This window comes from Arthrobacter sp. FW306-1B-F12A, from assembly GCF_058781865.1.
In genome coordinates this window covers 40,559-53,415 of record NZ_JBYSXD010000032.1, presented here as the reverse complement: position 1 = coordinate 53,415, position 12,857 = coordinate 40,559, and the positions used below count along the sequence as shown (strand labels likewise).

At 62.9% G+C, this 12,857-nt stretch carries 6 protein-coding genes and 1 pseudogene; 6 read left to right on the top strand and 1 reads right to left on the bottom strand.

Annotation, left to right across the window (positions count from 1 at the left end; all coding sequences use genetic code 11):
• Positions 1–1,076 precede the first annotated feature (1,076 nt).
• The 6 genes and pseudogenes from AC3WJU_RS15290 to ppsA all read left to right on the top strand — a co-directional run bounded on the left by AC3WJU_RS15290 (position 1,077) and on the right by ppsA (position 12,246).
• Positions 1,077–4,655, top strand: coding sequence for a proline dehydrogenase family protein (locus AC3WJU_RS15290; RefSeq protein WP_492260275.1), 3,579 nt, complete (start codon positions 1,077–1,079; stop codon positions 4,653–4,655).
• Between the two features lie 167 nt (positions 4,656–4,822).
• Positions 4,823–4,984 (top strand): hypothetical protein, encoded by a 162-nt coding sequence (locus AC3WJU_RS15285; protein WP_492260274.1) that lies wholly within the window; start codon positions 4,823–4,825, stop codon positions 4,982–4,984.
• A 52-nt stretch (positions 4,985–5,036) separates the two neighbouring features.
• Positions 5,037–5,309: a hypothetical protein gene (locus AC3WJU_RS15280; protein ID WP_492260273.1), complete on the top strand. Its 273-nt coding sequence runs from the start codon at positions 5,037–5,039 to the stop codon at positions 5,307–5,309.
• 1,341 nt (positions 5,310–6,650) lie between these two features.
• On the top strand, positions 6,651–8,210 hold the full coding sequence (locus AC3WJU_RS15275) for a Re/Si-specific NAD(P)(+) transhydrogenase subunit alpha (protein WP_492260272.1): 1,560 nt from the start codon (positions 6,651–6,653) through the stop codon (positions 8,208–8,210).
• 29 nt (positions 8,211–8,239) lie between these two features.
• A complete protein-coding gene (pntB, locus tag AC3WJU_RS15270; protein WP_492260271.1) occupies positions 8,240–9,682 on the top strand; it encodes a Re/Si-specific NAD(P)(+) transhydrogenase subunit beta in 1,443 nt (480 codons plus the stop codon).
• Positions 9,683–9,872: 190 nt separating this feature from the next.
• Positions 9,873–12,246: pseudogene (gene ppsA / locus AC3WJU_RS15265) on the top strand (phosphoenolpyruvate synthase).
• Here ppsA and AC3WJU_RS15260 read toward each other — a convergent pair.
• A complete protein-coding gene (locus AC3WJU_RS15260) occupies positions 12,239–12,802 on the bottom strand; it encodes a hypothetical protein (RefSeq protein ID WP_492260270.1) in 564 nt (187 codons plus the stop codon). The pseudogene ppsA and the gene AC3WJU_RS15260 sit on opposite strands and share 8 nt — an antisense overlap.
• Positions 12,803–12,857 lie beyond the last annotated feature (55 nt).

Here is a 12,857-nt window from a genome sequence, read left to right as displayed (position 1 = left end):
TCGACCTTCTCGCCCGTCGCATCGCCGACCGCGGCTTCCACATTGGAAACTCCACCCACGATCGGAGAACCACGCACGACGGACTATCGGAGGCTCGCTTCCTGCACGCCCTCTATTTCTGTTTAGGATCTCTCGGTCGGCGGGTTTCCAGAGGAGGGGCCCGGTTAACGTTCTGCGTGGATCCGGGCGAGCTGCCCAGGATGATCCTGGATTTCGTTTGCTTCTGGCGTTTCCTGAGTGCCGCGGTCGAACGCGGGTGGCCGGTCACCTGCGTGACCCGTACGCACGTTCCCGAAAAAGATCTCGACGGCGGTGGGTCCCACCCTTACGGGTGGCCCACTGTTTTCGTTGGCCCGGTATGTGCTGCGGGATTTCCGGCGTTACTCGTCCTCCGGCGAAGCTGTGAAACGCATGAGCGTCTCCATGAGGTGGAAGCTGCAGGATACGAAAGCGAGGCACCGCATGTGTTACCGTGCACGTTATTTGACGACGTACGCGTCATCCTCAGTGACAACGCGCATCGTCATGGCGCGGGCCATCCGGCCCGCGTCGGGCGGCTCCCGTCGGCACGTTGACGCGACGACAGAGTTCCGGCCGCGGGGGCCTAGCGCGGCTTTGCGCAGCCGGTCTAGCCTGTTGTGGGTGGACCCATTTCAATGGAGCGCATGGGTTGGGCAACTTCACTCCATTCGACCGAGCGGTCTTGCATTCGGGGCATCAGGCTTCCCCTGACGATGTCTATGGGGGGTGCTCCATCGGTATTCGGTGCCCACCAACCGCTTTTCGGGCACGGATTTCCGCTGCGGGCCCAGATCTCCCTGGACTCCGACCGGGCTGCTGTGTGCCGGACCGATGATATCGCCTTCATTAGAGTCTCCCTTCCTATCCGGGTTGTCGGAATCAGTCCTGAAGTCACCTACTCCACCCGCATGATAGGTATCAGGTGTAATACCTCATAGTATACTATTTTTAAACGTGGAATCAAGGATGGCTCTACGGTCGAGCCAAAGAAGTGTATTCCGGGCTTCGCGTACGCCGGATGAGTGTCAAAAAACCCATATTCGAGGAGTACATCCATGACTAAATCTGCAGGGATCAGCGCTGAGTTGGTCCGACCCGAGGATCTCGCTGAGGATGCCGTCGCGCTGGTCCGGCGCTGGCTCGCCGAGGGAGCAAGGGTGCCCGTCGACGCAGCCGCGGCCCAGCTGGCCGGTGTCCTGAAAGACCCCAACGGCCTGGGCTTCACGGTAGGTTTCGTCGACGGCGTTGTCCGTCCTGAAGACAAGGCGGTCGCTGCAAGGAACCTCAATATGTTGGCACCGAGCGTCCCGGCCTTCCTGCCGTGGTACATGAAGTCCGCTGTGGCCGTGGGGGGCTCCCTGGCTCCCGCTATTCCCGGTGTCGTAGTCCCGGTTGCTCGCAAGGTGCTCCGGGAAATGGTCAGCCACCTGATCGTGGACGCAACCGACGAAAAGCTCGGCCGCTCAATTGCAAAGATCAAAAAAGACGGCATCCGGCTGAACGTAAACCTGCTTGGCGAGGCCATCCTCGGAGAGGGTGAAGCGTCCCGCCGGCTTGAGGGCACAAGAAAGCTACTGGCCCGCCCGGACGTTGACTACGTCTCGATCAAAGTCTCCTCGACCGTGGCCCCTCACAACCACTGGGCCTTTGACGATGCCGTCGGCCATATCGTGGAGAAGCTCGCCCCGCTGTACCGACTCGCTGCCTCCTCCTCCCCGCGCAAGTTCATCAACCTGGACATGGAGGAATACAAAGACCTCGACCTGACCATCGCGGTCTTCACCCGGCTGCTTGAGATGCCCGAATTCCGCACCCTCGAAGCAGGTATCGTCCTGCAGGCCTACTTGCCCGATGCCCTGAGCGCTATGATCGGGCTGCAGGAATGGGCCGCTACCCGCACCGCAAATGGCGGTGCACCGATCAAGGTCCGCGTCGTCAAGGGCGCCAACCTTCCCATGGAACAAGTCGACGCGGACCTGCACGGCTGGCCGCTGGCAACCTGGGGCACCAAACAGGATTCCGACACATCCTACAAAGCCGTGATCGACTACTCCCTGACGCCCGAACGAATCCGGAACGTCCGCATCGGCGTCGCCGGGCACAACCTGTTCGACGTCGCCCTCGCCCACCTGCTGGGCAAGGCCCGCGGAATCACCTCCGGCATCGAATTCGAAATGCTCCTCGGCATGGCCACCGGACAGGCCGAAGCCGTCAAGCGCGACGTCGGCTCCCTGCTCCTCTACACCCCGGTCGTACATCCTAGCGAGTTCGACGTAGCGATCGCTTACCTGATCCGCCGCCTGGAAGAAGGCGCCAGCCAGGAAAACTTCATGTCCGCAGTCTTCGAACTGGACAAAAACGAAGCCCTGTTCGAACGCGAAAAACAGCGCTTCCTCGCCTCCCTGGCTGCCCTGACCGATACGGTTCCCGGACCGAACCGCGGCCAGGACCGGACCCGCTTTGACGCCGACGAGACCCTGGCCGAAGCGATGTCCCGGTCGGGACTGGAAATGGGCGGAATCGGTCATGGCGGGCCCACTGCCAGCTTCGCCAATACCCCTGACACGGACCCTGACCTGCCTGCCAACCGCTCGTGGGGCCGGGGCATCCTCAACCAGGTCCCGTTCTCACTGTTGGGCGAAGCAACGGCCGACACCTGTGAACTGGACACCGCGGACGAACTCGAAACCGTCATCGAAACGGCCGTCACCCGCGGTGCTGCCTGGGGTGCCCTCACCGGGGCGGAACGCGCCGTTGTGCTCCACCGGGCAGGGGTCCGGCTGGAGGCACACAGGGCAGATCTGTTGGAAGTTATGGCATCAGAATGCGGGAAAACCCTGGACCAGGGCGACCCCGAAGTCTCCGAGGCCATCGACTTCGCACACTATTACGCTGAACTGGCCAAGGAGCTGGACACGGTCGATGGTGCAGAGTTCATCCCGTCGAAGCTGACCGTCGTCACTCCCCCGTGGAACTTCCCCGTCGCCATTCCGGCCGGCTCCGTCCTCGCAGCCCTGGCCGCTGGCTCCGCCGTTATCATCAAACCTGCCCGGCAGGCACGTCGCTGCGGTGCCGTCATGGTCGAAGCCCTCTGGGAAGCCTTCGACGAAGCAGGGATTGACCGGGACGTGCTCCAGTATGTGCAGCTGGCCAAACGGGAACTGGGCACCACCCTGGTATCCCACCCCGCTGTGGACCGGCTCATCCTCACCGGCGGGTACGAGACGGCCGAACTGTTCCGTTCCTTCCGCAAGGACCTTCCCCTGCTCGCCGAGACCAGCGGCAAGAACGCCATCATCGTCACCCCGAGCGCGGACCTCGACCTCGCCGCAAGAGACGTCGTGCAGTCGGCGTTCGGGCACGCCGGGCAGAAATGCTCCGCCGCCTCACTGGTCATCCTCGTCGGATCCGTCGCAACGTCGCGCCGCTTCAACCAACAGCTCATCGACGCCGCCCGGTCCCTGAAAGTCGGATATCCGGTTGACCCGCAGACCCAGATGGGACCGGTTATCGAACCGGCCAATGGGAAGCTCCTGAATGGACTCACCAAACTCGGTATCGGAGAGCAATGGGTACTCGAGCCGCGCAAACTCGATGACAGCGGCAAGCTCTGGAGCCCCGGCGTACGTACGGGTGTCCAGCGAGGCAGCGAGTACCACAAGACCGAATACTTCGGACCCATCCTGGGAATCATGACCGCCGACACCTTGGAAGAAGCGGTCAGCATTGTCAACGATATCGACTACGGCCTCACATCCGGCCTGCACTCCCTGGCCCCCACGGAACTGAAGTACTGGCTGGAAAACATCCAGGCCGGAAACCTGTACATCAACCGTGGCATCACCGGAGCGATTGTGCGCCGCCAACCCTTCGGCGGTTGGAAGAAGTCTGCAGTCGGCGCCGGCACCAAGGCCGGCGGGCCCAACTACCTGGTCGGCCTCGGTGCATGGAAAGACGCCCCCATCAAGGACATCTCCGTGGCTCACCTCTCCGTACCGGCACGGCAAATCCTGACTGCAGCTGCTGACGTAGCCAGCAGCTGCAGCATCAGCGCCGCAGATGTCACTTGGCTTGAATCAGCACTCGGCTCCGATGTCGAAGCCTGGCGGACCGATTTCGGTGCCACCCGCGACGTGTCAGGGCTCCGGGCCGAGCGGAACCTCTTCCGCTACAAGCCGGTACCGGTCACTGTCCGCTACGAGGAGGCAACATCCGGGCACGGTATTGCCGAATTGCTGCGCGTCGTCTCGGCCGGCCTGACCGCCTGGGGCGGAAGCGCCCCGCTGAACGCCCTGACGGTCAGCACCGCCGAACCGCTCACGGACACGATCGCACGGGCTCTCCGGGACTCCGGAGTAGTCATGGCGGTCGAAAACACAACAGCCTGGCTCGCCAGGGTCCAGCGGTACGCAGGCAAGACCGGACCGGACTCCGGAGTCCGCATCCGCCTGATCGGTGCGCCCACGCCTGCTACAGCCGACGCAGCCGGCGGCAAACCCGACGTGGCCATCTACGCCAACCGGGTCGTCGCCGCCAGCAGGGTCGAACTGCTGACCTTCCTGCAGGAGCAGGCAGTCTCCATCACAGCACACCGGTTCGGCACCCCGAACCAGCTCTCAGACACGATCATCTAACCCAGTCGACACGGTCCGGGTCCACCACTGGCATCGCAGTTTCAAGGACCCAGCCCACCAAACTCCCCTCATCAAAATCGTGGACCAACATGCGTCAGTCACGACGATCATCATCCCGAACAGCAGACACCCAGACACCATGGGGCATCCGCCCCGGAAAGGCTTACATGTTCTCCCCCTACTTCGCAGTGATGCTGCTCCTCCTGGCCGCCGGCACCATCTGCATGGTCTCGGCAACGTCCACGCTGATATTTGGCGCGGGACTGATCCCGCTCACCACAGGTGCAGGAGGGCTTTCTGCCGGGTTGATGACACGCGGAGCCAAATGATGACCGGCCGGCTTTGCCCGCCTTCCCGACGAACCGCAGATCGGAAGCAGTGATGAAGAAGCGTATCTCCCACGATCAGGACCCCCGCACACCCCGAGCGCATCCCGACAGGGTCCTCGAAGCGAAAACCGGCGAAGACTGCCCGCTCAACGGATGGTGGGTGCCGTCCAACCAGGAAGGAGACCCCCTGTTCGTCGGCGGAGGAAGCATCATGCCAGCCAACTGGGGAGGGTCTATGGTCTGGACATTGCCCGCGCGTCAATCGGGCACTCAAAAGTCCAAGTATCGCAACCCTGCGGTAGGAGCCTTCATTGACAATTTCTAACCCACCCCGCAAAGACCTCATGGCGGGTCAGCAGCGCCCGCTGGAGGGCAAGACTGGGCAGCCGCCGACTGCACTGATCACGGAATACCAGCTCAACTTTCCATCGAGCTACTCCCGCCAAGATTGTTCTGAAGACTGCCACTACTGCAACGGGCCGGAAACTGACTAATGGCTAAGCCAATGCTCTCGAGTCCCTGGCCAGAAGAATGTACGCCGTGACGTTTCACGTGCGAGGACTGGAGCCTCCTTGCCCACCGGAGTGTCCGGATCCGCAGGCAAGGACAACCCGTTCGGTGTCCTCGCAACCGGGGAGGCCTGGTTTCATCCATCAGCACACTGATGTCTTTTTAGAAAGGACCTGGACATGCGCGCGGCCGAACAGGGGTTTTGCGTTTCCCCGAATGACCTCTTTCATGACCCTTTGACAGGAGCAGACTCCGATCATCAGATCCATCGATTGCCGGCCCGTCAGGCACCCGGTGGGCCTCAGCAACAGCGCCCGTCGCCCAGGAGGTCGGCACATTGGCGGAAGAGCCGAGAAGATGCCCTCGCTCAGGTGTCCCGCGATCTCCGGCTTCTTGCGCAACTCAAAAGCAAGAAGCCCGAGATCGCGAACTGACCCATCTTCGGGGAATCTCTTGGCAAGTCCGTCGTAGCAAACGGCAGCGCCAGCGGCACCGACCTGCGAAGCAGCCGGTTCGGAAGAGGGGGCCCGCTATAACCCTGGGCGGCCATTCGGCGACCGGCAGAACATAGCCATCGACGTTGGGAAGCCGCACCTCCGGATGCGACCCACGACCCCGTCACGCTCTCCCGTGCTGTGCGACAACCATTAGTTCGGGTGGCTTGTGAAAAAGTGAAATATCCGACGCTAGGGATTTGTCGGGCGTCGTAGCGGCCCGTATTTGCCTGGTTTGAGGTGGCGGAGTGGCCGGAAGGTCGGTGAGTCGAATCACATCGTTGGCCGTGGCAGGGTTCTTCCGGTGTGAACGGGACCTTGGTCAGGAGGCGCAGCAGGAGAGCCCGGAGACGCCAGTGGTGAAGGACTGGGCGGCGTCTTATGCCTTCGGCCATGGTCAGGTACGGGCTCCACAGGCTCGCCACCTGGTCCATACCAGAACTCCTGGCCCCGAAAAGGTGACCGTGGAGGAACTTACCCATCGTAAAGTCCGGAGATTACCTCCCGCCGGGCCGGCTGGAGCTACAGACTTGGCAATCTGAAATTCGGGGAAGGGCGCTCAAGCCCCGGAATCATCGTGAGCGCCACTCTTCATCGAAAAAGGACGCAGGTTTTCGTCCGCAGCTGAGTACACCAAAACATACATGTTAGAGGGAGAAATAGTGACACGTATCGGAATTGTGGCCGAGTTGGGCCGTGAGACAAGAGTGGCGGCGACGCCCACAACCGTGAGGCAGTTGGCGGGGTTGGGCTATGACGTCGTGGTCGAGAAGGGCGCGGGGGAGTCGGCATCTTTTGCAGACGACGCTTATGCGGCGGCGGGGGCCATGATTGTAGGCGCCGACGAGGCATGGGGCAGCGAGGTGGTGTTGAGGGTGAATCCGCCCACTGAGGAGGAGATCAGCCGTCTGGCCGAAGGGGCAACCCTGATCGGGTCGCTGAGCCCGGGTTTGCGGCCAGACCTCGTCGAGGCCCTGGCGGCACGGCCCATCACTGCACTTGCACTGGATGCCGTCCCTCGGATCTCCCGGGCGCAGTCGATGGACGTCTTGAGTTCGATGGCGAACATTGCCGGTTACCGGGCCGTGATTGAGGCGGCACACGAATTTGGGTGGTTTTTCACGGGGCAGGTGACTGCCGCGGGCAAGGTTCCGCCGGCGAAAGTCCTTGTCGCAGGCGCCGGCGTCGCCGGCCTCGCAGCGATCGGTGCTGCGAGCAGCCTGGGCGCGATCGTGCGCGCGACGGACCCGAGGCCCGAGGTGGCGGATCAGGTGAAGTCCATCGGGGGAATCTACCTTAAGGTGGAGGTCGCCGAAGTCATGGAGTCCACGGACGGATACGCCAAAGCCACGAGTGAGGCCTACAACGCCCGGGCCGCGGAGATCTACACTGAGCAAGCCCGCGATGTGGACATCATCATCACTACCGCCCTGATCCCGGGGCGCCCGGCACCGAAGCTGCTCACGGCCGAGGACGTGGCCGGCATGAAATCCGGCAGCGTCATCGTTGATATGGCCGCCGGGCAGGGCGGCAACGTCGAAGGCTCCGTCGCAGGGGAACGGATCGTAACGGACAACGGGGTCGTGATCCTGGGCTACACCGATCTACCGGCCCGGTTGCCGGCCCAAGCGTCCCAGCTGTACGGGACGAACATGGTGAACCTGCTCAAACTACTGACCAAGGACAAAGACGGGCAGCTTCGAATCGACTTTGATGACGTGGTGCAGCGTTCCGTGACGGTGGTGCGGGACGGTGAGAAGACCTGGCCCCCGCCCCCTGTCCAGGTCTCAGCCGCCCCTGTTCAGAGCGAAACTACGCGTGCGGCGGAGCGCTCCGCAGACAAGGCAGCAAAAAAGACGGGCCTCAGCCCTGCGGGTAAGGCCGGGCTCTTTGCCGCTGAGATTGCGGTGCTCTTCGGGATCAACGCGGTCGCCCCGGCGCCTCTGCCCCAGCACTTCACGGTGCTGATGCTTTCGATCGTGGTCGGCTTCTACGTCATCGGGAAGGTCCACCACGCCCTGCACACCCCGCTGATGTCTGTCACGAACGCGATCTCGGGGATCATCGTCGTCGGCGCGCTGCTGCAGGTCACCTCCGGCAACCCCGTCATGCAGGTCCTCGCCGCCGTCGCGGTGCTGCTGGCCAGCATCAACATTTTCGGCGGCTTCGCCGTCACCCGGCGCATGCTGGCGATGTTCTCCGCCGGGAAGGCCCGTTCATGAGCGCCGTATCCGAAGCAGCTGGAATTCTAATGAGGAGCCTTACCGTGTCTGATACCGTCTTCGGTCCGTTGACCGCCGACTCCATCGCCGGAGCGGCGTACATTGTCGCGGCCCTGCTGTTCATCCTCAGCCTTGCCGGGCTGAGCCGGCATGAGAAAGCCCGCGCCGGGGTCATCTACGGCATCACCGGCATGGTCATCGCCCTCGCCGCGACAGTCTGGCTGACCGTCAAGGGCGCCTGGGGCACCGGGCACGCTCTGACCGGCCTGGGCCTGCTCGTTGCAGCGGTCCTGGTCGGCGGCGCGATCGGGCTCTGGCGCGCCCGGGTCGTGGAAATGACCGGGATGCCCGAGCTCATCGCCCTACTGCACAGTTTCGTGGGCCTCGCAGCGGTCCTGGTCGGCTGGAACGGCCACTTCGAAGCCCCCGCCCTGTCCGCGGATCTGATGAATGTCCACCATGCAGAGGTGTTCATCGGCGTGTTCATCGGCGCGGTGACCTTCACCGGATCGATCGTGGCGTTCCTGAAACTCTCGGCCCGGATGAAATCCACGCCTTTGATGCTGCCGGGCAAGAACGTCATCAACCTCGGGGCCCTCGCCGCGTTCGTGGTCCTGACGGTCTGGTACGTCAACGACTCCCAGCTCTGGCTGCTGATCGTTGTCACTTTCCTCGCCCTCGGGCTGGGCTGGCACCTCGTGGCCTCCATCGGCGGCGGCGACATGCCCGTCGTCGTCTCCATGCTGAACAGCTACTCCGGCTGGGCCGCAGCAGCCGCAGGATTCCTGCTGAACAACGACCTCCTCGTCATCACCGGCGCCCTCGTCGGCTCCTCCGGCGCCTACCTGTCCTACATCATGTGCAAGGCCATGAACCGGTCCTTCATCTCCGTGATCGCCGGCGGCTTCGGCATCGCAGCACCAAGCACCGGGGGCGACGTCGAGCAGGGCGAGCACCGGGAAATCACCGCGGAAGCCACCGCGGAGATGCTGACCAACGCCTCGTCCGTGGTCATCACCCCCGGGTACGGCATGGCCGTCGCCCAGGCCCAATACCCCGTCGCCGAACTCGCCCACCAGCTCCGCGAACGCGGCGTGAACGTCCGGTTCGGCATCCACCCCGTCGCCGGCCGCCTCCCAGGGCACATGAACGTCCTCCTCGCCGAAGCCAAAGTCCCCTACGACATCGTCCTGGAAATGGACGAAATCAACGAAGACCTCGGCGACACCTCCGTCGTCCTCGTCATCGGCGCCAACGACACTGTCAACCCCTCCGCCGCCGAAGACCCGGGAAGCCCCATCGCCGGCATGCCCGTCCTGCGTGTCTGGGAAGCCGACAACGTCATCGTCTTCAAACGCTCCATGGCCGCCGGCTACGCAGGAGTCCAGAACCCCCTGTTCTACCGCGAGAACTCCCAGATGCTCTTCGGCGACGCCAAACAACGCGTCGAAGACATCCTCCGGGCGTTCTAAGCGCGAACGCCTCCTGGCATAGCCAGCGTCGGACACTCGACGTTCGAGGTCGCACTCAACCCCAATGCAGCGTTCGACCTCAACCTTGAACTCGACCTGCTCTCAATATGGTTGTGCAGGTTTCGCCTTCACAAGGCACCCGAGATAGCTCACGGAAGCGAAACAGGGGGACCGCCTACAGGCGGTCCCCCTGTTCGTGAGCATCGTTGTCCGGGTGGGCGGAAAGAACGCCTCGCTCGGTGAGTAGGCTCAGAACCTGACCTCAGCCGGGGTCCAGGTCCCGGACGGCTTCGCCACGACCGCGGATACGTACCGCAATTTCTTGGCTGATTCCGGCGTGGATCAGAAGATCGCCGACCGGCTGGTCGGCTTGGACACTGATGACGTGACAGCCCTTGCCTCTGCCGGACAGGATATCCGGTCAATGATGCGTGAGACGCCGTTCCTGCCGGACTTCGAGGTGCAGATCCGGGACTCCTACCAGAAGCTGGTGGACAAGCACGGCGGTTCCAAGGACCTCTCCTGGGCCGTCCGTTCCAGCGCCACCGCAGAAGACCTGCCGGAAGCATCGTTCGCCGGGCAGCAGGAAACCTTCCTGAACATTCGTGGCATCGAGAACATCCTGCTCGCGATTAAGGACGTGTTTGCGTCCCTCTACAACGACCGGGCCATCGCCTATCGCGTTCACCACAAGTTCGAACACGCCGACGTCGCATTGTCGACTGGCGTTCAGCGAATGGTGCGTTCAGACATTGGCGCTTCCGGTGTCATGTTCACTATGGACACCGAATCCGGTTTCCAGGACGCCGTCTTCGTCACATCTTCCTACGGTCTGGGCGAGGCCGTCGTCCAGGGTGCCGTGAATCCGGACGAGTTCTACGTTTACAAACCCGCGCTGCAGGCTGGCCGACCTGCAGTTCTCAAACGCGGTCTGGGAGAAAGCCCTCCAAATGACCTACACGAACTCTTCTGAAGTCGGACGCACCATTGATTTCGTACCGGTGGAAGCCGCGCTACGGAACCGCTTCAGTCTCAGCGACCACGACGTCGAGCAGCTTGCCCGGCATGCCGTCGCCATCGAACACCATTATGGCCGCCCGATGGACATCGAATGGGGAAAAGACGGGATCGATGGTGGACTCTACATCCTTCAGGCACGCCCGGAAACCGTCCAGTCCCGACGTGCTGCGGGGAACCTGAGCCGTTTCCGGCTCAACGGCGAAGGCCGCGTGCTGGTTGAGGGCCGCGCCATCGGCCAGCGGATCGGCGCCGGCAGCGTCCGCATCCTCACCGCGATCGACCAGATGGCCGCCTTCAAGACCGGAGACGTCCTCGTCGCCGATATGACCGACCCGGACTGGGAACCGATCATGAAGCGCGCCTCGGCCATCGTGACCAACCGCGGCGGGCGCACGTGCCACGCCGCCATCATCGCGCGTGAACTTGGCATACCCGCCGTCGTCGGCACCGGGTATGCCACAGATGCACTCAGCAACGGCCTCGAGGTGACCGTTTCCTGTGCTGATGGTGAGACCGGCATGATCTACGAAGGGCTCCTGGATTTCACGGTTGAGGAAACGGAAATCACCCAACTGCCTGAAGCGCCGGTCAAGGTCATGATGAATGTAGGCACCCCGGAACAGGCGTTCACCTTCGCGCAGCTGCCCAACCACGGGGTGGGGCTTGCCCGCCTGGAATTCATCATCAACCGGCAGATTGGTATCCACCCCAAGGCGTTGCCGAACCTCGTCGACCAGCCTGCCGACATCGCAGCGGCGATCCGGGAGCGGATCTCCGCATACGATGGCCCCCGCGACTACTACATCAAGCGCCTGGCCGAGGGCGTGTCCACCATTGCTGCGGCCTTCGCACCTGAACCCGTCATTGTCAGGATGTCCGACTTCAAGTCCAACGAATACGCGAACTTGATTGGCGGACCCGCTTACGAACCACACGAAGAGAACCCGATGATCGGGTTCCGCGGCGCCTCACGATACTTGGAGCCTTCCTTCCGGGACTGCTTCGATCTCGAGTACGAGGCCCTGTCCTTTGTCCGCAACGAGATGGGGCTCACGAACGTCAAGTTGATGATCCCGTTCGTGCGGACCCTGGACGAGGCTAAAGGCGTCCTTGAGCTGCTGGCCGAGAACGGCCTCAAACGCGGCGACAATGGCCTCGAGGTAATCATGATGTGCGAGGTTCCGTCCAACGCGCTGCTCGCCGACGAGTTCCTTGACTACTTCGATGGATTCTCGATCGGTTCCAATGACATGACGCAGCTGGCGTTGGGCCTGGACCGGGACTCGGCGGCCGTATCCGGAGGCTTTGATGAACGAAATCCAGCTGTAAAGCAGCTCCTGAGCATGGCCATCAAGGCCTGCAAGAAGCGCGGCAAGTATGTGGGGATCTGCGGCCAAGGACCCAGCGACCACACCGACTTCGCCGAGTGGCCGGTCGAGGAAGGCATCGATTCCGTCTCCTTGAACCCCGACACCGTGGTGGACACCTGGCTCCGGCTCGCCAGCCCGGCCGTCAAGGCAGGGGTCGGCGCCGAGGTCAACTGACGGTACGGCGCCGAGGGAAGACTGGTAGAGGAACGATGGTGAGCCCGGATGGGGCGGCCTTCGTCGTAGTGGCCCACTTGAGGAAGCGCTCGGCGATGCGCCGGGTTGTTAGCCCTTCTGCTTGCCAGACGTCGAGGTGGGATTGCTGGAGCTCGGGCAGTTTGATGCCGTGGCCTGTGAGCCAGTTCAGGAGGTCGATGGCGACGGCGACTTCCTGTTTGGCGCGGAGGAAGGTGCCGCGGGTGACTTCGTCCATGTGGTTCATCCGTCGTTGGTGATGCCAGCGGATGTAGCGGTGGATCACCTCACTGTCCCGAGGGTCACTGACCCGTTCGAGTGCTTCAGCCGCCCAGCTGTCATAGCGCTTGCGGAGTTCGTCGCGTCGGGGGAGCACCCCGTGTTCGGAGAGGAGTCCGCGGACGTATTCGCGGGTGTGTGAGTCGGGCAGTCCGTCGAGGGCTTCATGGGTGATCTCGGGTGCGACCGCCAGATTGCTTAGGAACGCGGTGACGTGTTTTTGGCGGATCCAGGTCAGGCCGCAGTTGGCCCGCTTCATCGACTTCAGCGCCGCCGCCAGCGGGATCAGATCGTTGGCGATGGTTCCCGTGGCG